This is a genomic window from Streptomyces sp. NPDC057617 (assembly GCF_042800555.1).
Classification (GTDB): Bacteria; Actinomycetota; Actinomycetes; order Streptomycetales; family Streptomycetaceae; genus Streptomyces.
Map to the genome: position 1 here is coordinate 105,369 of NZ_JBHVGV010000017.1, position 21,484 is coordinate 126,852.

The 21,484-nt window shown below is 71.0% G+C and carries 19 protein-coding genes; 10 read left to right on the forward strand and 9 right to left on the reverse strand.

Translation table 11 applies throughout. The features are described from left to right. Positions 1-92: 92 nt before the first annotated feature. The 3 genes from ACFU9P_RS31680 to ACFU9P_RS31690 all read left to right on the forward strand — a co-directional run bounded on the left by ACFU9P_RS31680 (position 93) and on the right by ACFU9P_RS31690 (position 2,584). Positions 93-1,037: a DUF6597 domain-containing transcriptional factor gene (locus ACFU9P_RS31680; protein ID WP_384087489.1), complete on the forward strand. Its 945-nt coding sequence runs from the start codon at positions 93-95 to the stop codon at positions 1,035-1,037. 147 nt (positions 1,038-1,184) lie between these two features. After that, on the forward strand, positions 1,185-1,718 hold the full coding sequence (locus ACFU9P_RS31685; RefSeq protein WP_384087492.1) for a GNAT family N-acetyltransferase: 534 nt from the start codon (positions 1,185-1,187) through the stop codon (positions 1,716-1,718). Between the two features lie 131 nt (positions 1,719-1,849). Then, on the forward strand, positions 1,850-2,584 hold the full coding sequence (locus ACFU9P_RS31690) for a Mut7-C RNAse domain-containing protein (protein WP_376377698.1): 735 nt from the start codon (positions 1,850-1,852) through the stop codon (positions 2,582-2,584). A 116-nt stretch (positions 2,585-2,700) separates the two neighbouring features. Here the strand turns inward: ACFU9P_RS31690 and ACFU9P_RS31695 are convergent, their stop codons facing one another. Further along, complete coding sequence (locus tag ACFU9P_RS31695) at positions 2,701-3,228, reverse strand: hypothetical protein (protein ID WP_376377696.1); 528 nt, start codon at positions 3,226-3,228, stop codon at positions 2,701-2,703. Positions 3,229-3,315: 87 nt separating this feature from the next. Between ACFU9P_RS31695 and ACFU9P_RS31700 the strand changes: the two genes are divergently transcribed. Together ACFU9P_RS31700 and ACFU9P_RS31705 are read left to right on the forward strand one after the other, a co-directional pair. Next, on the forward strand, positions 3,316-3,669 hold the full coding sequence (locus tag ACFU9P_RS31700) for a YnfA family protein (RefSeq protein ID WP_384087495.1): 354 nt from the start codon (positions 3,316-3,318) through the stop codon (positions 3,667-3,669). Positions 3,670-3,794: 125 nt separating this feature from the next. Then, a complete protein-coding gene (locus ACFU9P_RS31705; protein ID WP_384087498.1) occupies positions 3,795-4,568 on the forward strand; it encodes an SDR family NAD(P)-dependent oxidoreductase in 774 nt (257 codons plus the stop codon). Positions 4,569-4,637: 69 nt separating this feature from the next. Here the strand turns inward: ACFU9P_RS31705 and ACFU9P_RS31710 are convergent, their stop codons facing one another. Further along, a complete protein-coding gene (locus tag ACFU9P_RS31710; RefSeq protein WP_384087501.1) occupies positions 4,638-5,831 on the reverse strand; it encodes an RtcB family protein in 1,194 nt (397 codons plus the stop codon). A gap of 208 nt (positions 5,832-6,039) precedes the next feature. Here ACFU9P_RS31710 and ACFU9P_RS31715 point away from each other — a divergent pair, with 208 nt between their 5' ends. From ACFU9P_RS31715 to ACFU9P_RS31725, 3 genes are all read left to right on the forward strand, one after another. Next, the gene (locus tag ACFU9P_RS31715; protein ID WP_384087504.1) at positions 6,040-6,948 is read left to right on the forward strand and encodes a DUF3558 domain-containing protein; all 909 of its coding nucleotides are present in this window, start codon (positions 6,040-6,042) and stop codon (positions 6,946-6,948) included. Between the two features lie 205 nt (positions 6,949-7,153). Next, the gene (locus ACFU9P_RS31720; RefSeq protein ID WP_384087507.1) at positions 7,154-7,912 is read left to right on the forward strand and encodes a DUF3558 domain-containing protein; all 759 of its coding nucleotides are present in this window, start codon (positions 7,154-7,156) and stop codon (positions 7,910-7,912) included. A 296-nt stretch (positions 7,913-8,208) separates the two neighbouring features. Further along, positions 8,209-9,786 (forward strand): DUF2637 domain-containing protein, encoded by a 1,578-nt coding sequence (locus tag ACFU9P_RS31725; protein ID WP_384087511.1) that lies wholly within the window; start codon positions 8,209-8,211, stop codon positions 9,784-9,786. Between the two features lie 93 nt (positions 9,787-9,879). On the opposite strand, the gene lysS is transcribed toward ACFU9P_RS31725, so the two are convergent. Continuing rightward, positions 9,880-11,712: a lysine--tRNA ligase gene (lysS, locus tag ACFU9P_RS31730; protein ID WP_384087514.1), complete on the reverse strand. Its 1,833-nt coding sequence runs from the start codon at positions 11,710-11,712 to the stop codon at positions 9,880-9,882. A 184-nt stretch (positions 11,713-11,896) separates the two neighbouring features. On the opposite strand from lysS, the gene argS reads away from it, so the two are divergent. Continuing rightward, complete coding sequence (gene argS / locus ACFU9P_RS31735) at positions 11,897-13,678, forward strand: arginine--tRNA ligase (RefSeq protein WP_384087517.1); 1,782 nt, start codon at positions 11,897-11,899, stop codon at positions 13,676-13,678. Between the two features lie 90 nt (positions 13,679-13,768). On the opposite strand, the gene hemB is transcribed toward argS, so the two are convergent. From hemB to ACFU9P_RS31765, 6 genes are all read right to left on the reverse strand, one after another. Then, a complete protein-coding gene (gene hemB / locus ACFU9P_RS31740) occupies positions 13,769-14,764 on the reverse strand; it encodes a porphobilinogen synthase (RefSeq protein WP_376386510.1) in 996 nt (331 codons plus the stop codon). A gap of 228 nt (positions 14,765-14,992) precedes the next feature. Next, on the reverse strand, positions 14,993-16,654 hold the full coding sequence (locus tag ACFU9P_RS31745) for a uroporphyrinogen-III synthase (RefSeq protein ID WP_376386508.1): 1,662 nt from the start codon (positions 16,652-16,654) through the stop codon (positions 14,993-14,995). Then, positions 16,651-17,628: a hydroxymethylbilane synthase gene (hemC, locus tag ACFU9P_RS31750; protein WP_384087522.1), complete on the reverse strand. Its 978-nt coding sequence runs from the start codon at positions 17,626-17,628 to the stop codon at positions 16,651-16,653. The genes ACFU9P_RS31745 and hemC overlap by 4 nt, the downstream gene beginning before the upstream one ends. Beyond that, positions 17,625-18,980 carry a glutamyl-tRNA reductase gene (locus tag ACFU9P_RS31755; protein ID WP_384087525.1) on the reverse strand — a complete coding sequence of 452 codons (1,356 nt, stop codon included), beginning with the start codon at positions 18,978-18,980 and terminating at the stop codon, positions 17,625-17,627. Before ACFU9P_RS31755 ends, hemC begins: the two co-directional genes overlap by 4 nt. Then, a complete protein-coding gene (locus ACFU9P_RS31760; RefSeq protein ID WP_384087528.1) occupies positions 18,977-19,777 on the reverse strand; it encodes a redox-sensing transcriptional repressor Rex in 801 nt (266 codons plus the stop codon). Before ACFU9P_RS31760 ends, ACFU9P_RS31755 begins: the two co-directional genes overlap by 4 nt. A 256-nt stretch (positions 19,778-20,033) precedes the next feature. Further along, a complete protein-coding gene (locus ACFU9P_RS31765) occupies positions 20,034-20,366 on the reverse strand; it encodes a glutaredoxin family protein (protein ID WP_384087531.1) in 333 nt (110 codons plus the stop codon). A 151-nt stretch (positions 20,367-20,517) separates the two neighbouring features. On the opposite strand from ACFU9P_RS31765, the gene ACFU9P_RS31770 reads away from it, so the two are divergent. Further along, a complete protein-coding gene (locus ACFU9P_RS31770) occupies positions 20,518-21,447 on the forward strand; it encodes an HAD family hydrolase (RefSeq protein ID WP_376386498.1) in 930 nt (309 codons plus the stop codon). Positions 21,448-21,484 lie beyond the last annotated feature (37 nt).

Below are 21,484 nucleotides of genomic sequence, written 5' to 3' on the forward strand. Positions count from 1 at the left end.
GACCGTACGAACCGCCGCCGTCGGCCGTCTTGAACAAACACGACAGCAAACACGACAGGCCGCGGCGGACAAACGCGGCATAGGATCCGGCCATGGCAGGTCCGCGGCGCGACACCCGGGGCATCGTCGACGCCCCCGGACTTTTCGCGCGCGTACGGTTCCGGCGCCGCGAACCGGCACCGCCCCTGCGGCCGTATCTGGAGCACTACTGGCTGATCGACTGGGATCTGGCCCAGCCGTATGTCTCGCAGGTGGTGCCGCACCCCTCGGTGAATGTGGTCTTCCAGCGGTTCGGGTACGGGCCCGGCGGCTCGTCCTTCGCGGAGGTGGCGGGCATCGGGCTGGAACTGTTCAACCAGCGGCTGGAGGGGCGGGGGCGCGTGTGCGGGGTGCAGTTCAGGCCGGGCGGTTTCCGGCCGTTCGCGCCGCGGTGGCCCGTATCGGAGTGGACGGGACGGCGGGTGCCGCTCGGCGAGGTCATGCCGACGACGGCCGCGGACATCGAGACGGTGCTCGGCAACGGTGAGGCCGGTGGGTCTGGCGGATCCGGTACGTCCGGTGAGGCGCGGGAGGCCTGTGTGCCCGGGGAGTCCGGTGTGTCCGGGGACTCCGGTGAGGACGCCCGGGTGGCCGCGCTCGACGCGTATCTCCTGGGGATCGGGCCGCGCCCGGATCCGCAGGCCGACCAGGCCATGGCGCTGGCCGACCGGATCAGAACGGACCGTACGATCCGGCGCGTGGACCAGCTCGCCACGGCGGAGGGGGTCTCGACACGCTCACTGCAACGGCTGTTCGCGGCGTATGTGGGGGTGGGGCCGAAGTGGGTGATCCTGCGCTACCGCATCCATGAGGCGCTGGAGCGCGCCGAATCGGACGCGGGCGCAGACCCTGGCAGCAGCGGCAGCGGCACCAGCTCAGCGGTCGACTGGGCCGAGCTGGCCTCCGAACTCGGCTACAGCGACCAGGCCCACCTCGTACGCGACTTCACCGCGACAGTCGGCGTCCCCCCGACGGCGTACGCCCGCCAGGGGCCGTAACAGCTCCGCCGCCCACTGCCCGACCCGTCCGGCGCCCTGGCTCATCCGGTGCCTTGGGTTGTCCGGCGTCCTGGGTTGTCCACAGCCCCGCGCCGCTCCCCCGCCGATTCGGGCCGAATGTCAGACCCCCGTCCTACAGTGCGTGGCATGGAGAGCAAAGCACCGCGCGTACGGCTCGAACCATGGTCGGAGTCCGATCTCGATCTTCTGCGCGCCACGAACGCGCCGGAGCTGATGACCCACCTCGGCGGCCCCGAGACCGAGGAGCAGGTGGTCAAGCGGCACAGACGGTATGTCGACCTGAGCGCCGACCGGACGGGCAAGGGCCGGATGTTCCGCGTCGTGCTGCTCCCGGGCGGCGAGGCGGTCGGCACGATCGGGTTCTGGGAGCAGACCTGGCAGGGGAGGCTGGTGTACGAGACGGGCTGGGGCGTCCTCGCCGCGTATCAGGGCCGGGGCATCGCGGCCGCGGCTGCCGCCGCCGTGATCGAGCAGGCGCGCGCCGAGAAGAAGCACCGCTATCTGCACGCGTTCCCGTCCGTCAGCAATCCGCCGTCGAACGCGCTGTGCCGCAGGGCGGGCTTCTCCTTCCAGGGCGAATGCGACTTCGAGTACCCACCGGGGCAGGTGATGCGCTGCAACAACTGGAGGCTGGACCTGGAGCGGCCCGAAGAGGACTGACACCGGGGCTTGACGCCGACCGGAACGGCGTGCGCTCAGCCGTGGCACCAGGTGCGCTCAGCCATGGCGCACGACCCGAGCGGCCCTGAATCCCCTGGCCCGTCCCCCTCGTCCAATGACATCCTGACGGCGTGAACGGACCGGAGATCCAGATCAGCTTCGCCCCTGAGCTGCGCCTCTTCGTCGCGGCGGAGCGGCGGCAGGGACGTACGGCCGTGCTCACCGACGGCTCGTCCACGCTCGGCCATGCCGTCGAATCGCTGGGCGTCCCGCTCACCGAGGTCGGCCGGCTGGTCGTCGACGGCCGTGACGTGTCCGTCGCGCACATCCCGGCCGCGGGCGAGTCGGTCGAGGTACGGGCCGTGAGCCGGCCGCAGCGGGTGCCGGGCGCGCCCCTGCGCTTCCTGCTCGACGTCCACCTCGGCACGCTCGCACGGCGGCTCCGGCTGCTGGGGGTCGACGCGGCGTACCAGAGCGAGGACCTCGGCGACCCGGCGCTGGCCACGCTCTCCGCCGGTGAGCGCCGGGTGATGCTGTCCCGGGACCGGGGGCTGCTGCGGCGACGGGAGATCTGGGCCGGGGCGTACATCTACAGCGACCGCCCCGACGACCAGCTCCGGGACGTGCTGGAGCGCTTCGCACCGGCCCTCGCGCCATGGACCCGCTGCACGGCCTGCAACGGCGAACTGGGCGCCGCGGACAAGGACTCCGTCCAGGAGCAGCTCGAACAGGGCACCCAGCGTTCGTACGACGTCTTCGCCCAGTGCCGGGCGTGCGGCCGGGTGTACTGGCGGGGCGCGCACCATGCCCGGCTGGCGGCGATCGTCGAGGAAGCGGTACGGGAATTCGGCGACGCGGCGGCGTGAGCGGGACGGGGCCCGCGCGCTGAGGCCAAGCCGCCGGAGCCGGGACCAGAAGGCGTACCAAGAGTCACAAGGCGTGATTCAGAAGGCGTACCGGGGTCAGAAGGCGGTACCGGGGTTCAGAAGGCGTACCGGTCGCCCGTGTCCGGGGCCAGGACCCGGTGCTCGTTGTTGCCGGGGTTGTCGTCGCTCGCGCCGCCGTTCCAGGCCGTGCCGATCCGTACGACCACTTCGTCCGGCCGCCCCGCGGTCCTGAGGTCGAGCATGATCTCCGTACCGCGCTGAAGCGCCCGGAGGCGCCCCGTACGGCACAGCACCGTCCGGTCGCCGGCCCAGACGCACGCGGCCGGGAGTTCCTGGCCGGGCGGCAGGGGTGCCGAGAAGTCGAGCCGTACGGTCGCGTCCGGCAGCGGGGACGGGCCGTGGTTCTCGGACTGGAGCCGGACTCTCAGCCCGCCGTTCGACAGCGACACATGCCCGTGGTGCGCCAGATCGGCCTCGGGTGCGGCAAAACGTGCGGCGGAACCGGGACCAGGGGCGTCGGAGGCCCCGACCCCCGGATCCGCACCCGTCACCACCGCCGCGGCGGCCGCGGTCCCGACCAGCAGCACTTTGCCCATGACGCGCATGGCACACATGACACCCATGGGTTGAACATACTGATCATCACACCGTAATACCGACAAACCATAGCCCCGGCGCACCCCCGGTCACCCACATGGCACGCTGTCGGGATGCTCGTGCTCCGCTCCGCCCTCCTCTTCGTCCTCGCCGCCGTCTTCGAGATCGGCGGCGCCTGGCTCGTCTGGCAGGGAGTGCGCGGCGACGGCTCCGGCGGCGGTGGCCGCGGCTGGATCTGGATCGGCGCGGGAGTGATCGCCCTCGGCGCGTACGGCTTTGTCGCCACGCTCCAGCCGGACGGCGAGTTCGGCCGGATCCTCGCCGCGTACGGCGGGATCTTCGTCGCCGGATCGATCGTCTGGGGCATGGTCGCGGACGGCTACCGCCCGGACCGCTGGGATGTCACGGGCGCGCTGGTCTGTCTGGCCGGTATGGCCCTGATCATGTACGCGCCCCGCGGCCACTGAAGGGACCTCCGCACCACGGCCCCGGGGGTCGCCCGCGCCCCGGACACCGCAAGCACCCGTAAGCAGCAGCCCGTTCCCCCTGCCTATCCTGGCCCCACATCGATCACACGCGCGAGGAGTACGTCATGACCGCCGCGGGGACCCCCATCGCCGTCATCACCGGAGCGAGCAGCGGCATCGGCGCCGCCACCGCGCGGCAGCTCGCCGCGGCCGGCCACCATGTCGTCGTCACCGCCCGCCGCAAGGACCGTATCGAGGCCCTCGCCGCCGAGATCAACGCCGCGGGCCACCGCGCCACCGCCTACGCCCTCGATGTCACCGACCGCGCGGCCGTCGACGCCTTCGCCACCGAACTCGCCGGCTACCCCTCCGTGAACGTCCTGGTCAACAACGCCGGAGGCGCGCTCGGCGCCGACCCGGTGGCCACCGGGGACCCGGCCGACTGGCGCCGGATGTACGAGACGAACGTCATCGGCACCCTCAATGTCACCCAGGCCCTGCTCCCGGCCCTCACCGCCAGCGGCGACGGAACGGTCGTCGTCCTCTCCTCCACGGCCGGCCACGGCACCTATGAGGGCGGCGCCGGTTATGTGGCCGCCAAACACGGCGCCCACGTCCTCGCCGAGACCCTCCGCCTGGAAATCGTCGGCACCCCGGTCCGCGTGATCGAGATCGCCCCCGGCATGGTCAAAACCGAAGAATTCGCCACCACCCGCTTCCACGGCGACACCGAACGCGCAGCCAAGGTCTACGCGGGCGTCGCCGCCCCCCTCACCGCCGACGACGTGGCCGACACCATCACCTGGGCAGTAACCCGCCCCAGCCACGTCAACATCGACCTCCTCATCGTCCGCCCCCGAGCCCAGGCCTCCAACACCAAAATCCACCGCGAGTTGTAGCCGGGGCCATGCGCGCGAAGGGCTGAGGCGCGTCCCCCGGGTCGCGCCTCAGCCCCTCGCCCTCAGCTCTCAGCCCTTCACACAGATGACCTGCTTCAGCTTCGCGACCACCTCGACCAGATCCCGCTGCTGGTCGATGACCTGCTCGATCGGCTTGTACGCCGCCGGGATCTCGTCCACGACGCCCGAGTCCTTACGGCACTCCACGCCCCGCGTCTGCTCCTCCAGGTCCCGTGTCGAGAAGCGGCGCTTGGCGGCGTTGCGGCTCATCTTCCGGCCCGCGCCGTGCGAGGCCGAGTTGAACGACGCCGCGTTCCCGAGGCCCTTCACGATGTACGAACCCGTGCCCATCGAACCCGGGATGATCCCGAAGTCCCCGCTGCCCGCGCGGATCGCGCCCTTCCGCGTGACCAGCAGATCCATGCCGTCGTACCGCTCCTCCGCCACATAGTTGTGGTGGCAGGAGATGACCGGCTCGAAGGTCACCCTGGCCTTCTTGAACTCCTTGCGTACGACGTCCTGGAAGAGCCCCATCATGATCGCGCGGTTGTACTTCGCGTACTCCTGCGCCCAGAAAAGGTCGTTCCGGTACGCCGCCATCTGCGGGGTCTCGGCGATGAAGACGGCCAGATCCCTGTCGACCAGGCCCTGGTTGTGCGGAAGCTTCTGGGCCTCGCCGATGTGGTGATCCGCCAGCTCCTTGCCGATGTTCCGCGATCCGGAGTGCAGCATCAGCCAGACCGAACCCGACTCATCGAGACAGAACTCGATGAAATGATTCCCCCCGCCGAGCGTTCCCATCTGCTTTGCGGCTCGGTCCTGGCGGAATTTGACCGCGTCCGCCACTCCCCCGAACCGCTCCCAGAAGTCGTCCCACCCCGCCGTCGGGAAGGCGTGCAGGCGCGCCGGGTTGACCGGGGTGTCGTGGAGGCCTCGGCCCACCGGGATGGCCTGTTCGATCTTGGAGCGGAGGCGGGAGAGGTCGCCCGGCAGGTCGTTCGCCGTCAGGGACGTCCTGACGGCCGACATACCGCAGCCGATGTCCACGCCCACCGCCGCCGGGCAGACCGCGCCGTGCATCGCGATCACCGAGCCGACCGTCGCGCCCTTGCCGTAGTGGACGTCCGGCATGACCGCCAGGCCCTTGATCCAGGGCAGGGTGGCAACATTGCGGAGCTGCTGCATCGCGCCGTCGTCGACCGTCGCCGGGTCCGCCCACATCCGGATCGGTACCTTCGCACCCGGCATCTCTACATACGACATAACCCCTCGATTTCCCCGAAAATCCGAATAGCGCAAAAACCGGAACCGGGGCCGTCAAAAGAGACAGCCGACCAGCGTCGACGGCAGTGCGTGCGATAGACATTGTGTCCACCGACCGTCATCCGGCGGCAAGCAGTTTTCGCGCGGAACCCCGCGCGGAACCCCGTACAGAAGGGAGCCCGGGACCGTGCAGCCCAAGGCGCGTCACGTGTACCTACCCGGCCTGGCGGCGCTCCTCGTGGCGGTCGTCGCGGGGTGCTCCGGAGGCGGCGGCGACGGCTCGGCCGCCGACCCCAAGCCGGGCGGCCCGACCACCGCGACCGCCGCCGCGCCCGGCAAGTACCGCACGCTCCGCGAGCCCTGCGGGACCGTGCCGCGCTCCATGCTCCAGGATCTCCTCCCCGGCGCCGCCTCGCTCCCCGAGGACCAGCAGGCGAAGGTGTACGAGGGCACGGCGTCCGTCACGTACGACACGGACCGGCGCGTCGGGTGCAGCTGGAAGGCGGACGGCACCGATGCCTCGCACCAGCTCATGATCGACCTGGAACGTGTGGTGTCGTACGACCCGGAGGTCAGCGACGACGACCGGGCGCAGGACGTGTACACGCAGAAGGAGACCGCCGCCGAGCTGCCGCCGCCGAGCACCAGCAGCGGAAGTCCGTCCGGTACGCCCGCCGGATCGCCGCCCTCCACTTCCGGCACAGGACCCGCAAACGGCACCGGGGCCACCACCGGCGCCGGCACCACCACCGGGACCACCACTGGCACCGGGACCGGCACAAACCCCAACACCACCACCCAAACCGGCTCCGCCGCCTCCCTCGCCCCGTCCGGAGGCCCGTCCGCCTCCCCCTCCGAGACCCCGCCCGCCGAAGGCCTGGAGCCCCGCGTCCTCGACGGTCTCGGTGACGCGGCCTTCCTGGACGATGTCCTCGCCCGCTCCGGTTCGGCCGCGCAGCACCGCACCGTGAGCGTGGTATTCCGCACATCCAATGTGATCGTCACCGTCCGGTACACCGAGCAGCCCGCGTTCCCCGCCCTCGTACCCGACAGCGGAGAACTGCAGGACAAGGCACAGGCGCTGGCCAAGCGGCTCGCCGAGGAACTCGACGAATAGCGGTCCCCGTCCGTCCGCCCGGCGGGCCCCGCGCCGGGCGCGGACTCCGGTTCCCGGCCCCGCGGGTCCCTCTCGCCGGTTACCGTGGCCGATCTGACCGTACGAAAAAACGACTGCCTGACTGTACGCAGCACGACCACACACCACGCGGCATGACGACCGACCGAGTGACCAGCGACCGACCGAGTGACCGACTGAAGGAACCATGCACCGATCAGCCTCGCGACTCCCCCGCATACTCGCCTGCGCAGCCGTTCCGGTGATGCTCGCCGTCGCCGGCTGCTCGTCCGACTCCGGCGGTACGAGCGACGCCAACGGCTCCTCGACGAGCCCCAGCGCCAAGCCGTCCCCGACCGTCGCCCCCGCCAAGTTCACCGGGCTGCCCGACGCCTGTGCGACGGTCGGCCGCAAGACGGTCGACTCGCTCGTGCCGAAGGCCAAGGTCAAGGGCGGTACGGCCGGCAAGTCCAGCGATGTCGCCGCACGCGCGAGCTGCTCCTGGAACGGCCTGGACGACAACGGCGTCAAGGGCTCGCAGTACCGCTGGCTCGATGTCTCCCTCACCCGGTACGACTCCGATGTGACGCTCGGCAGCGGCGCCGAGCGCGCCACCGAGTTCTACGCCAAGGAGGTCGCGGGCGCGCGGGCCACCGAGGGCGCCAAGCAGATCAAGGCGGCCCCGGGGAGCGGGATCGGCGACGAGGCGACGACCGTCACGTACTCGCTCACGAAGACGGACGCGGACTTCTCGTACGCCACGGTCGTGGCCCGTACGGCGAACGTCGTCGTGACCGTCAACTACAACGGCGCGGGGTACGCGGGCGCCAAGTCGCCCGGCATCTCCGAGGTGTCGGCGGACGCGGTGAAGGCGGCCAAGGAGGCGGTCGCGACGGTCGCGACCGGCTCGGGCCAGGCACCCGCCGCGATCGAGCCCGCCAGCCCCAAGGAATCCGCCGCCGAATAGGCGCGTGGCCGCGGGCGCGTGGCCGCAGGCGCGCGGGCGAGGAGGCCCGGGTTCCGGAACTCGCTTCACCGCAGGGCGTTTTCGTCGCTTTTCCACGGGGTCCGGCCCTTCTCCGAGGGGCCGGCTCCGCTCCCCGCGCCACGCCATGCGCACACATGTGCCAGGCTGTGCCCGCCAGATGTCGGGCCGTCGGGTATCGGTTGTCGAGTACCTGACCGAGCGCCCGGTGTCGCACACGGTGTCGCACGGCGTCGCACGGCGTCATAAAAGGGGTCGATTACGGGAGGGGATCGCGGGTGGCCGCGATGCAGCTCACACGCACGCACCGAATACTCGTCGGGGTCGTGGTCTTCGGAGCGGTCATCATCGCCGCGATCGGCTTCGCGGGCTCGTACGCCGCCGTACGCGTACTCGCGGAGGAGAAGGGCTTCGGGAGGTTCTCGCTCGTCTTCCCGATCGGTATCGACGCGGGCATCTGTGTCCTGCTCGCGCTCGACCTCCTGCTGACCTGGATCCGGATCCCCTTCCCGCTGCTGCGCCAGTCGGCGTGGATCCTGACGGCCGCGACGATCGCCTTCAACGGCGCGGCGGCCTGGCCGGACCCGCTCGGCGTCGGCATGCACGCGGTGATCCCCCTCCTCTTCATCGTCTCGGTCGAGGCCGCGCGGCACGCGGTCGGCCGGATCGCGGACATCACCGCCGACAAGCACATGGAGGGCGTGCGTCTGACCCGCTGGCTGCTGTCGCCGGGGCCGACGTTCATGCTGTGGCGCAGGATGAAGCTGTGGGAGCTGCGGTCGTACGAGCAGGTCATCAAGCTCGAACAGGACCGGCTCATCTACCAGTCGCGCCTCCAGGCGCGGTTCGGCCGCAACTGGCGGCGCAAGGCGCCCATCGAGGCGCTGATGCCGCTGCGGCTCGCCAAATACGGCGTACCGCTCGCGGACACCGCGGGCGCGGGCCTGGCCGCCGCCGGTATCGAACCGGTACTGCTGCCGCCCGCGCCCCCGGTCGCCGAACTCCCGCAGGCCCGGGCCGAGATACCTGCCGGCGCGCAGGCCGCCAACACCCAGGCGCCCGGCGCCCAGGCACCGGCGCAGCGGCAGGACCCGCAGGAGCACCAGCAGGAGCGGTACGAGCAACTCCCCGCGCACCAGCAGCCCGAGCCCCAGCAGCAGTATCAGCAGCCGCAGGGACAGGCCCAGCAGCACCCGCAGCCCGAGGCCGAGCCGCAGACACAGCAACAGCCCCCGACCCACACGAGCCCGTGGTTCGCCGCGCCGCCGGTACCGGAGAGCGCGTACGAGGGCGCCTACAACCCCACGTACGTGGAGGGCCTGGAGCCCACCCCGGTGATGATCCCCTCAGGGCCGGGCCGCAGCCGCCCGCTCGGCGGGGTCGGCGTCCCGGGTCCCCGGATGGACGGGCCGTACGGTCCGCAGGCCCAGGCACCGGCCGAGGCGCAGCCGTACCAGCAGCAGCCGTACCAGCAGCCGCAGCCGCAGTACGCCGACCAGGCGCAGCAGCAGGCGGCGGCCCCCGGCTCCGGCGGCCCCGCCCAGGGTCCGGTCCCGGGCCCCGGAGGCCCCGACGACCGGATCCCGGAACCGGCCGAGCCGGCCGACGACGAACTGCCCCCCGGCGTGCCCGACGACGTCTCCCGCGAGGAGCTGTACTTCGGCGCCTTCCGCAAGTACGTCAGTGAGCACGGGGACTTCCCCAACGGCCGCCAGTTCGCGCTCTACCTGATGGATCTGTACGGCATCAAGGGCCGCACCGGCGGTCCGCTGAGCGAGACGTCGCTCCGGACCTATCTGCGCGACTTCCGCGCCCGCTTCCAGGCCGAACTGGACGAGGCGGAGCACATCGCGTAAGCCGGAGCGTCACCGCGTAAGCCGCAGCGCACCGCTCGCGGAACCGGGCCCGCAGGCAGGCCATAGGCAGCCCGCAGGCAGGCCCCGCCCGCCCTACGCCCCCAGCAGTTTCCGTACCCGGTCCGTGCCCACCGCCAGCAGCAGCGTCGGCAGCCGCGGTCCGGTGTCCCGGCTTACCAGCAGCCGGTACAGCAGCGCGAAGAACTGGCGCTGCGCGGCCTTCAGCTCCGGCGTCGGCTTCGCGTCGGGCTCCAGGCCCTCCAGCACCTTGGGCACCCCGTACACCAGCGTGGTCAGCCCGTCGAGCGACCAGTGGCTGTCCAGGCCCTCCAGCAGCAGCCGCAGTGACTCCCGCCCCTGCTCGTCCAGCGAGGCAAGCAGCTCCTGGTCCGGCTCGGACCGTACGACGGTGCGCGCCTCGGCCGGGACCTGGCTGGTGATCCAGTTCTCCGCGCGGTCCAGCCGGGGCCGCGCCTCGTCCAGCGAGGTCAGCGGCCGGGCCGGGTCCAGGTCGCTCAGGATCCGCAGGGTCTGCTCCTCGGCTCCGGCCGTGATGTCCACGACCGAGGCCAGCGTGCGGTACGGCAGCGGGCGCGCCGTGCGCGGCAGCTCACCGGCGGCCGTGCTCGTGGCGCGTGAGTACGCGGCGGCGTCGGCCGGCAGCACCGAACCGTCCGCGACCTTGCGCTCCAGCGCGTCCCACTCGTCGTACAGCCGCTGGATCTCCTGGTCGAAGGCGATCTTGAACGACTGGTTGGGCCTGCGCCGCGCGTAGAGCCAGCGCAGCAGCGGCGCCTCCATGATCTTCAGCGCGTCGGCCGGGGTGGGCACGCCGCCCTTGCTCGACGACATCTTCGCCATGCCGGAGATCCCGACGAAGGCGTACATCGGGCCGATCGGCTGCACCCCGTCGAAGATCTCACGCACGATCTGCCCGCCGACCACGAACGAGGACCCCGGCGAGGAGTGGTCGACCCCGGACGGCTCGAAGATCACGCCCTCGTACGCCCAGCGCATCGGCCAGTCGACCTTCCAGACCAGCTTGCCGCGGTTGAACTCGCTCAGCCGCACGGTCTCGGAGAAGCCGCACTCCGCGCAGGTGTAGGTCAGCTCCGTCGTCTCGTCGTCGTACGCGGTGACGGTGGTCAGGTCCTTGCCGCAGCCGCCGCAGTACGGCTTGTACGGGAAATAGCCCGCGGAGCCGCCGCTGCCGTCGTCCTCGGAGGCCGCGCCCGAGCCCTCCTCGGCCGCCAGCTCGGCCTCCTCGGCCTTCTTCTGCCCGCCCTTGGCCTGAGCAGCCTGCGCGGCCGGGGCCTTGGCCTGACCGCCCGGGGCCTGGCCCTTCGCGGCGCTCTGGCCCGTCCCCTTGTCCTTGTCCTTCGTCCGGTAGCGGTCGAGGATCGCGTCGATCTCGGCGCGGTGCCTCATCGCGTGCAGGATCTGCTCGCGGTACGCCCCCGAGGTGTACTGCGCGGTCTGGCTGATCCCGTCGTACTCGACGCCCAGCTCGGCCAGCGACTCGGTCATCGCGGCCTTGAAGTGCTCGGCCCAGTTCGGGTACGGGGACCCCGCCGGGGCGGGTACGGACGTCAGGGGCTTGCCGATGTGCTCCGCCCAGGACGAGTCCGTACCGGGCACACCCGCGGGCACCTTGCGGTACCGGTCGTAGTCGTCCCAGGAGAGCAGGTGCCTGACCTCGTACCCCCGCCGGCGGATCTCGTCCGCGACCAGGTGCGGGGTCATGACCTCACGCAGATTCCCCAGATGGATCGGGCCGGAGGGGGAGAGCCCGGACGCGACGACGACCACCGGAGCGGTGCCGGGTGAATGTTTCGCGCCAGACGCACGCCGCTCCGACTCGGCGATGACATCGTCCGCGAAACGGGAGACCCAGTCGGTCTCGGTGCTCTGAGCCACGATCGGCACGTCCTTCTTTCTGCTACGCCCTGCCTGAGAAACCGGCGGACCGGTGGTCATCCGGGTGGACCGGTGGTCATGAGGAACCGGTGCCCCTCATTGTCCCAGGTCCCTCGGACAGAGCGAAAACGCTTTGCGGCCCCATGGGATACTGGGGATTACTCACCGCACTCGACAGGAACGGCACCAGCCCATGGCCCCGGTCTCTTCCCTCGCTTCGACCGTCGATCAGCGCATCGCGGACGCCCTCTCGGCAGCCCTGCCGGAGGCCGGTTCCGCCGTTCCGCTGCTGCGACGCAGCGACCGGGCCGACTTCCAGGCCAATGGCATCCTCGCGCTCGCGAAGCAGCTCAAGGGCAATCCGCGCGAGCTGGCGGCCCAGGTCGTGTCGAAGGTCGCCGCCGGTGATGTGATCAAGGAGATCGAGGTCTCCGGACCCGGCTTCCTGAACATCACCCTCACCGACCAGGTGATCATCGAGACCCTCGCGGCCCGCGCCGCGGACACCCGGCTCGGTGTCCCGTACGCGGAGCAGCCGGGCACGACCGTGATCGACTACGCGCAGCCGAATGTCGCCAAGGAGATGCACGTCGGGCATCTGCGGTCGGCGGTGATCGGCGCGGCGATGGTCGAGATCCTGGAGTTCACCGGCGAGAAGGTGATCAGGCGCCACCACATCGGCGACTGGGGCACCCAGTTCGGCATGCTCATCCAGTATCTGATCGAGCACCCGCACGAGCTGGACCACAAAAGCAGCCGGGACAACCAGAGCACCGGCGTCGACGGCGAGACCGCGATGTCGAACCTGGACCGGCTCTACAAGGCCTCGCGCGCCCTCTTCGACTCCGACGAGGAGTTCAAGGCGCGCTCACGGGACCGGGTGGTGGCCCTCCAGGCGGGCGACGAGGAGACCCTCGCCTTCTGGCAGCGGTTCGTGGACGAGTCGAAGATCTACTTCTACTCGGTCTTCGACAAGCTCGACATGGAGATCCACGACGCCGACATCGTGGGCGAGTCCGGCTACAACCACATGCTGGAGGAGACCTGCCGGATCCTGGAGGAGACGGGCGTCGCCGTCCGCTCCGAGGGCGCGCTCTGTGTCTTCTTCGACGATGTGAAGGGCCCGGACGGCAAGCAGGTCCCGCTGATCGTCAAGAAGAGCAACGGCGGGTACGGATACGCCGCCACGGACCTCTCCGCGATCCGCGACCGGGTGCGGAACCTGGACGCGACGGCCCTGCTGTATGTGGTGGACGTGCGCCAGTCGCTGCACTTCAAGATGGTCTTCGAGACCGCGCGGCGGGCCGGCTGGCTGGACGACCGGGTGCACGCCTTCCAGTTGGCCTTCGGCACGGTCCTCGGCAAGGACGGCAAGCCGTTCAAGACGCGTGCCGGCGAGACCGTACGGCTGCAGGACCTGCTCGACGAGGCGGTCGAGCGGGCGACGGCGGTCGTACGGGAGAAGGCCGAGAAGGCCGGTCTCAGCGAGCCGGAGATCGTCGAGAACGGACGGTACGTCGGGATCGGTGCCGTGAAGTACGCGGACCTGTCGACGTCGGCCGTACGGGACTACAAGTTCGACCTGGACCAGATGGTCTCGCTGAACGGCGACACCTCGGTCTACCTCCAGTACGCGTACGCCCGTATCAAGTCGATCCTGCGCAAGGCGGGCGACACCGGGCCCGCCGCCCACCCGGAGCTGGAACTGGCCCCGGCCGAGCGGGCGCTGGGTCTGCACGTGGACGAGTTCGGGCAGGTCCTGGCCGAGGTCGCGTCCTCGTACGAGCCGCACAAGCTGGCCGCGTATCTGTACCAGCTCGCGTCGCACTTCACGACGTTCTACGACCAGTGCCCGGTCCTGAAGGCGGACACCCCGGCCCAGGTCGAGAACCGTCTGTTCCTGTGCGACCTGACGGCCCGTACGCTCCAGCAGGGCCTGGCCCTGCTCGGCATCCGCGCCCCCGAGCGCCTCTAGGTCCTGTGCGCAGTGCTCGCCCGCTGACCAGGCCGGACAGCGGGCGAGCACAGCGGGCGGGCATCAGCGGGCGAGCACTTCAGCAGGCGTTCAGCGGGCGAGTTTCCGCGCGACCTCCGTCGCCCAGTACGTCAGGATCATCCCGGCGCCCGCGCGCTTGATCCCGGTCAGGGTCTCCATGATCGCCGCGTCGCGGTCGACCCAGCCCTTCTCCGCCGCCGCCTCGACCATCGCGTACTCACCGGAGATCTGGTACGCCGCGACCGGCACGGCCACCTCGGCGGCGATCCGCGCCAGGACGTCCAGATACGGGAGGGCCGGCTTGACCATCACGATGTCGGCGCCCTCTTCGAGGTCGAGCGCCAGCTCACGCAGGGACTCCCGGACATTGGCCGGGTCCTGCTGATACGTCTTGCGGTCGCCCTTGAGCGAGGAGCCCACGGCCTCGCGGAAGGGCCCGTAGAACGCGGACGAGTACTTCGCGGTGTACGCGAGGATCGACACGTCCTCCTTGCCGATCCCGTCCAGCGCCCGGCGGATCACCCCGATCTGGCCGTCCATCATGCCGCTGGCGCCCACGACATGGACGCCCGCGTCTGCCTGGACCCGGGCCATCTCGGCGTACCGTTCCAGCGTCGCGTCGTTGTCGACACGCCCCTGGTCGTCCAGCACTCCGCAGTGGCCGTGGTCGGTGTACTCGTCCAGGCACAGGTCGGACATGACGACCAGTTCGTCGCCGGTCTCCTCCTTCACCGCGCGGATCGCGGTCTGGAGGATGCCGTCGGGGTCCGTGCCGGCCGTGCCCGCCGCGTCCTTCTTGGTGTCCTCGGGGACGCCGTAGAGCATGATCCCGGAGACGCCCGCGGAGGCCGCCTCCACCGCCGCCTTCCGCAGGGTGTCCAGCGTGTGCTGGACGACGCCGGGCATCGCGGTGATGGGCGCGGGGCGGGCGATGCCCTCCCGTACGAACGCGGGGAGGATGAGGTCCGCCGGGTGCAGCCGGGTCTCCGCGACCATGCGGCGCAGCACCGGGTTCACCCGCAGCCGCCGGGGCCGCGCGCCGGGAAAGGATCCGTACTGAGTCATCGTCTGTCGCCTCTTGAGTGTTCTCTCGGTGTCCGTGTTCGTCCGGGGTCCGTGTTCCGCTCGTGTTCGCGCTTCGCCGGGCGCCGGGCGGACCACCTTCGACCATAGCCCCGGGCGCCCCACTGCCTTACCGACACAGCGACCGGAAACACCGCCCCCAGGGCCGGACACAGCGATGGGGGCCCGGCCGTCGAGACGGCCGGACCCCCACCACACACCACGCTCGGCTCAGGTGGTCGTACGCCGCCTGCGACTTCCCGGCCTGCGCTCGCTCGGCCGTGTCACCGGATCACCGGCCTCCCGCGCCGACTCCCGGCGCTGCGTGCCGAACGCGGCCAGCGCCTCGGCCAGCTTGTGCACCGACGGCTCCGGCGCGAGGACATCGACCCGCAGGCCATGCTCCTCCGCTGTCTTCGCCGTGGCCGGGCCGATACAGGCGATCACCGTCACATTGTGCGGCTTGCCCGCGATACCGACGAGGTTCCGCACGGTCGAGGACGAGGTGAACAGCACCGCGTCGAAGCCGCCGCCCTTGATGGCCTCCCGGGTCTCGGCCGGCGGCGGCGAGGCACGCACGGTGCGGTACGCCGTGACGTCGTCGACCTCCCAGCCCAGCTCGATCAGCCCCGCCACCAGCGTCTCGGTGGCGATATCGGCGCGCGGCAGGAACACCCGGTCGATCGGGTCGAACACCGGGTCGTACGGCGGCCAGTCCTCCAGCAGCCCCGCGGCCGACTGCTCGCCGGAGGGCACCAGATCGGGCTTCACCCCGAAGTCGACCAGGGCCGCGGCGGTCTGCTCGCCCACCGCCGCCACCTTGATCCCGGCGAACGCGCGGGCGTCGAGACCGTACTCCTCGAACTTCTCCCGCACCGCCTTGACCGCGTTGACCGAGGTGAAGGCGATCCATTCGTACCGTCCTGTGACCAGGCCCTTGACCGCGCGCTCCATCTGCTGGGGCGTACGCGGCGGCTCCACCGCGATGGTCGGGACCTCGTGCGGGACCGCGCCGTACGACCTGAGCTGGTCGGAGAGCGAAGCGGCCTGCTCCTTCGTCCGCGGCACGAGCACCTTCCAGCCGAACAGCGGCTTGGACTCGAACCACGCGAGCTGGTCGCGCTGCGCGGCCGCGCTGCGCTCGCCGACCACGGCTATGACGGGCTGATGTCCCTCCGGGGAGGGCAGCACCTTGGCCTGCTTCAGCGTCTGCCCGATGGTGCCGAGGGTGGCCGTCCAGGTGCGCTGGCGCGTGGTCGTACCGGCGACGGTGACCGTCATCGGCGTGTCGGGCTTGCGGCCCGCCGCGACCAGCTCGCCCGCGGCGCCCGCGACCGACTCCAGGGTGGTGGAGACGACGACCGTGCCGTCGCTCGCGCCGACCTCGGTCCAGCAGCGGTCGCTGGCGGTCCTGGCGTCCACGAGGCGTACGTCCGTACCCTGCGCGTCGCGCAGCGGCACCCCGGCGTACGCCGGCACCCCGACGGCGGCGGCGATCCCGGGGACGACCTCGAAGGGAATCCCGGCGGAGGCGCAGGCGAGCATCTCCGTGCCCGCATCACCGTCGAGACCGGGGTCCCCGGTGACCGCACGGACGACCCGCTTGCCGCCCCGCGCGGCCTCCATGACAAGATTGGCCGCATCCCGGATCGCGGGAATTCCGGCGGCTGTTGACGCATCGTCGACAACCGTCAGTGCAGGGGTGCTCACTCCCGCCCTGGCATGGCTGCGTACCACAGCGAGCACATCCGGCTCGGCGATCAGTACATCCGCTCCCGCGAGCGCCTCGACGGCGCGGAGTGTCAGCAGACCCGGATCTCCGGGTCCTGCACCGAGGAAGGTGACGTGCCCCGATGCGGCGAAGGCTGGAAGGTCAGTGGTGGTGGGGCTCAATGTGCTCGCTCCCCCATAAGACCGGCCGCACCCTTGGCGAGCATCTCGGACGCGAGTTCGCGACCGAGCGCGATGGCGTCGCCGTGCGACGTGGGTACGGGACCGGTGGTGGACAGCAGCACCAGCGTCGAGCCGTCGAGCGTGCCGACGGCGCCGCGCAGGCGCATTTCGTTGACAACCTGTCCGTCGGCCAGCAGGTCGGCCAGGGCACCCACAGGTGCGCTGCAGCCGGCCTCCAGGGCGGCGAGCAGGGATCGCTCGGCGGTCACGGCGGCCCTGGTGTGCGGGTCGTCGAGTCCGGCGAGCAGGGCGGCGAGGTCCACGTTGACCGCGGCGCACTCGACGGCGAGGGCCCCCTGGCCGGGGGCGGGCAGGACGGTGTCGACCGGAAGGAGGTCGGTCACCTCGCCGGTTCTGCCGATCCGGTGCAGTCCGGCGGCGGCGAGCACGACTGCGTCGAGCCGGCCTCCGTGGACATGCCCGATCCGCGTGTCGATGTTCCCGCGGATCGGTACGGTCTCGAAAGCGAGGCCGTGGCTGCGTGCGTACGCGTTGAGCTGGGCCCTGCGGCGCGGCGACCCCGTACCGACGCGGGCGCCGGCCGGGAGCCGGTCGAGGGTCAGCCCGTCCCGTGCGATCAGCGCGTCCCTCGGGTCCTCGCGGCGCGGCACAGCGGCCAGCGTCAGCTCGTCGGGCTGGGCCGTCGGCAGGTCCTTGAGGGAGTGCACGGCGAAGTCGATCTCGCCGCTGAGCAGCGCGTCGCGCAGCGCGGTGACGAAGACGCCCGTACCGCCGATCTGTGTGAGGTGCTCACGCGAGGTGTCGCCGTACGTGGTGATCTCGACCAGCTCCACCGGCCGGCCGGACAGCTCGCGCACCGCCTCCGCCACCAGCGCGGACTGGGCCCTGGCGAGCGTGCTGCGCCTGGTGCCGAGTCTCAGTGCCTTCTCGGGCCTCAATGCCTTGTCGGTCATACTCGCCCTCTGCCTACACCGTCGGTGTCATTCAGGTCGGCCCGGCTGACGGCGGCGACCGTCTGCGGGTCGAGGTCGAAGAGTTCACGCAGCGCGTCCGCGTACCCGGCGCCGCCGGGCTCGCTGGCGAGCTGCTTGACCCGCACGGTGGGCGCGTGCAGGAGTTTGTCGACGACACGGCGCACGGTCCTCGTGACCTCGGCGCGCTGTCTGTCGTCGAGATCGGGGAGCCGGCCTTCGAGCCGCGCGACCTCGCTGCTCACCACATCAGCGGCCATGGCGCGCAGCGCGACCACGGTGGGCGTGATGTGCGCGGCGCGCTGGGCGGCGCCGAAGGCGGCGACCTCGTCGGAGACGATGGTGCGCACCTGATCGACATCGGCGGCCATCGGGGCGTCGGCCGAGGCCTCGGCCAGCGACTCTATGTCCATCAGTCTGGCGCCGCCGAGGCGGTGCACACCGGAGTCGATGTCCCGGGGCATGGCCAGGTCGAGCAGCGCCTGCGGAGCCGTACGGTCCCGGAGCGCGGTCCCGACGACCTCGGCGGTCAGCACCAGGCCGGTGGAGCCGGTGCAGGACACGACGATGTCGGCGTGTGTGAGCTCGGCGCCGACGGCCGCCATGGTCACGGCGCGGGCCCGGACGCCCGTGCCGCCGGGCTGGTTGAGGATCTGTACGAGCCGGTCGGCGCGGGCGGCCGTGCGGTTGGCGATGACGATCTCGGCGACCCCGGCGCGGGCGAGGGTGGCGGCGGCCAGGGAGGACATCGAGCCGGCGCCGATCACCAGCGCCCGCTTGCCTCCGGCCCAGTCCTCGACCGGCCGGCCCTCGGCGAGCTGCTCCAGACCGAAGGTGACGAGGGACTGCCCGGCCCGGTCGATACCGGTCTCGCTGTGGGCGCGCTTGCCGACGCGCAGCGCCTGCTGGAAGAGGTCGTTGAGGAGGCGGCCCGCGGTGTGCAGCTCCTGCCCCAGGGCCAGCGCGTCCTTGATCTGGCCGAGGATCTGGCCTTCGCCGACGACCATGGAGTCCAGTCCGCAGGCCACCGAGAAGAGGTGGTGGACGGCGCGGTCCTCGTAGTGCACATAGAGATACGGGGTGAGCTCGTCCAGTCCCGCGCCGCTGTGCTGGGCGAGGAGCGTGGTCAGCTCGGCGACCCCGGCGTGGAACTTGTCGACGTCGGCGTACAGCTCGATCCGGTTGCAGGTGGCGAGGACGGCGGCCTCGGTCGCGGGCTCCGCGGCGAGCGCGTCCTGCAACAGCTTGATCTGCGTGTCGGTGGGCAGCGACGCCCGCTCCAGCACACTCACCGGCGCGCTGCGGTGGCTCAGTCCGACGACCAGAAGACTCATGCCGGCATCACCGCCGGAACGTCCCCGTCGGGTCCCTTCCGGCTCGCGGCGCCTTCCACCGCGCCGTCCGCCGGGGCCTCGGCGGCGGTGTCGCGCTCGGCCGCCGCGGCCAGCGCGGCTTCGGTGGCGGCTTCCTCACCGGCCTTGCGCTGCTCGTGGAAGGCGAGGATCTGGAGCTCGATGGAGAGGTCGACCTTCCGTACGTCCACCCCGTCGGGAACGGAGAGCACGGTCGGCGCGAAGTTCAGGATCGAGGTCACTCCGGCGGCCACCAGCCGCTCACAGACCTGCTGGGCGGCGCCCGCGGGGGTCGCGATGACCCCGATCGAGACGCCGTTGTCACTGATGATCTTCTCCAGCTCGTCCGAGTGCTGGACCGGCATCCCGGCGACGGGCTTGCCCGCCATCGCGGGGTCGGCGTCTATCAGCGCGGCGACCCGGAACCCCCGGGAGGCGAACCCGCCGTAGTTGGCGAGCGCGGCGCCGAGGTTACCGATACCGACGATGACGACCGGCCAGTCCTGGGTGAGCCCCAGCTCGCGGGAGATCTGGTAGACGAGGTACTCGACGTCGTACCCGACGCCCCGCGTCCCGTACGAGCCGAGGTACGAGAAGTCCTTGCGGAGCTTGGCGGAATTCACCCCGGCCGCGGTCGCGAGCTCCTCGGAGGAGACCGTGGGGACGGAACGCTCGGACAGAGCGGTCAGCGCCCGCAGATACAGCGGAAGCCGGGCGACGGTGGCCTCGGGGATTCCTCGGCTGCGAGTCGCCGGTCGGTGAGTTCGGCCAGTTGCCACGGTGCTCCTGCGGGATGAGCGAGGCTGCAGGCGGCCGTATGTCCCAGGACCGCCCCGTCGAATGCAGGCTATGTCTTTGTGAACGCGTGCACAAAGATTGTGTCCACTTTGTCCGAGCAAAGTGACCGGGGTCACGCATCCCGATCGAGCAGTCCCGGAACCGGCGACCGCATCGAGCCGTTGCACACACGAAGGGGGCAAAACCGCACACACTCCTTACCCAGCAAAGCGCCCACGATGGTAACCGTCTTTTCGGTCAGCCCCCCAGTTCCCGTCGCAGCCGATCGGCGTCCACCCGCCAGAACGTGTGCTGTTCGCCGTCCACCAGCACCACCGGAATCTGCTCCCAGTAGGCGCGATACAGCGCCTCGTCCTGAGTGATGTCCTTTTCCTCCCAGGATGCTCCTGCCTCTGCGCACACGGCCGCGACCACCGCACGCGCATCGTCACAGAGATGACACCCCGGCTTCGAGAGAAGTGTCACCACCCGCTCGTCGGCTTTCCCGTGCGCATTCTTCGATTCCTTCGATTTCTTCTTCGGCGCATCGCCCGGCTCCGCCTTCGCCGTACGCCGCAACAGAGGACTCATGCGGCCCATTCTGCTCCCGGGCGGCCCCGGAGACGGCCCGCTGTCCACAGGCAACCCCTGATCGTCCGATTAACGCACCGGTCGGACAGAGTTCACCCCATGGCATCCCCACCCGTCAGGCAGTTCCGAACAGACTGGCTATGCTCACGCTATGGCCGCACTGGGATGGCTCACCCCTCGCAAGCGCTCCGCGACGGCGCGGAGCGTGCTCGCGGGCGAGGCCGCAGCCGAGGCAGGACTGAAGTCCACGCAGGAGACCCCGGAGCCGCGGGAGTCCCGCGAGGAGACCCCGGAATTCCCGGTTGTCGGGGACGCGCGCGCCGCCGCGTTCTTCGACCTCGACAACACCGTGATGCAGGGCGCCGCGCTCTTCCACTTCGGCCGCGGCCTGTACAAGAGGAAGTTCTTCCAGCGCCGCGAGCTGGCCCGGTTCGCGTGGCAGCAGGCCTGGTTCCGGGTGGCCGGGGTCGAGGACCCCGAGCACATGCAGGACGCCCGCGACAGCGCCCTGTCCATCGTCAAGGGCCACCGGGTCGCCGAGCTGATGTCCATCGGCGAGGAGATCTACGACGAGTACATGGCCGACCGCATCTGGCCCGGCACCCGCGCACTGGCCCAGGCCCATCTCGACGCCGGCCAGCAGGTCTGGCTGGTGACGGCCGCGCCCGTCGAGACCGCGACGATCATCGCCCGCAGGCTCGGTCTGACCGGCGCCCTCGGCACGGTCGCCGAATCGGTCGACGGCGTCTACACCGGCAAGCTCGTCGGCGAGCCGCTGCACGGCCCGGCGAAGGCCGAGGCCGTCCGCGCCCTGGCCGCCAGGGAGGGCTTCGACCTGGACCGCTGTGCGGCCTACAGCGACTCGCACAACGACATCCCGATGCTCTCGCTGGTCGGCCACCCGTACGCCATCAACCCGGACACCAAGCTCCGCAAGCACGCGCGCCGGCTCGACTGGCGACTGCGCGACTACCGGACCGGCCGCAAGGCGGCCAAGGTCGGCATCCCGGCGGCAGCCGGGGTGGGCGCCCTCGCGGGCGGCACGGCCGCCGCGGTCGCCCTGCACCGCCGCCGCCGCTGACGCCGGACCGTACCCCGCGGCCCGTATCCCCGCCGCT

Excerpts from the sequence above, each read along its gene's own strand:
- ACFU9P_RS31680 (WP_384087489.1), top strand. The coding sequence starts at position 93 with ATGGCAGGTCCGCGGCGCGACACCCGGGGCATCGTCGACGCCCCCGGA.
- ACFU9P_RS31685 (WP_384087492.1), top strand. The coding sequence starts at position 1,185 with ATGGAGAGCAAAGCACCGCGCGTACGGCTCGAACCATGGTCGGAGTCC.
- ACFU9P_RS31695 (WP_376377696.1), bottom strand. The coding sequence starts at position 3,228 with ATGGGTGTCATGTGTGCCATGCGCGTCATGGGCAAAGTGCTGCTGGTC.
- ACFU9P_RS31700 (WP_384087495.1), top strand. The coding sequence starts at position 3,316 with ATGCTCGTGCTCCGCTCCGCCCTCCTCTTCGTCCTCGCCGCCGTCTTC.
- ACFU9P_RS31705 (WP_384087498.1), top strand. The coding sequence starts at position 3,795 with ATGACCGCCGCGGGGACCCCCATCGCCGTCATCACCGGAGCGAGCAGC.
- ACFU9P_RS31710 (WP_384087501.1), bottom strand. The coding sequence starts at position 5,831 with ATGTCGTATGTAGAGATGCCGGGTGCGAAGGTACCGATCCGGATGTGG.
- ACFU9P_RS31720 (WP_384087507.1), top strand. The coding sequence starts at position 7,154 with ATGCACCGATCAGCCTCGCGACTCCCCCGCATACTCGCCTGCGCAGCC.
- argS (WP_384087517.1), top strand. The coding sequence starts at position 11,897 with ATGGCCCCGGTCTCTTCCCTCGCTTCGACCGTCGATCAGCGCATCGCG.
- hemB (WP_376386510.1), bottom strand. The coding sequence starts at position 14,764 with ATGACTCAGTACGGATCCTTTCCCGGCGCGCGGCCCCGGCGGCTGCGG.
- hemC (WP_384087522.1), bottom strand. The coding sequence starts at position 17,628 with ATGACCGACAAGGCATTGAGGCCCGAGAAGGCACTGAGACTCGGCACC.
- ACFU9P_RS31755 (WP_384087525.1), bottom strand. The coding sequence starts at position 18,980 with ATGAGTCTTCTGGTCGTCGGACTGAGCCACCGCAGCGCGCCGGTGAGT.
- ACFU9P_RS31765 (WP_384087531.1), bottom strand. The coding sequence starts at position 20,366 with ATGAGTCCTCTGTTGCGGCGTACGGCGAAGGCGGAGCCGGGCGATGCG.
- ACFU9P_RS31770 (WP_376386498.1), top strand. The coding sequence starts at position 20,518 with ATGGCCGCACTGGGATGGCTCACCCCTCGCAAGCGCTCCGCGACGGCG.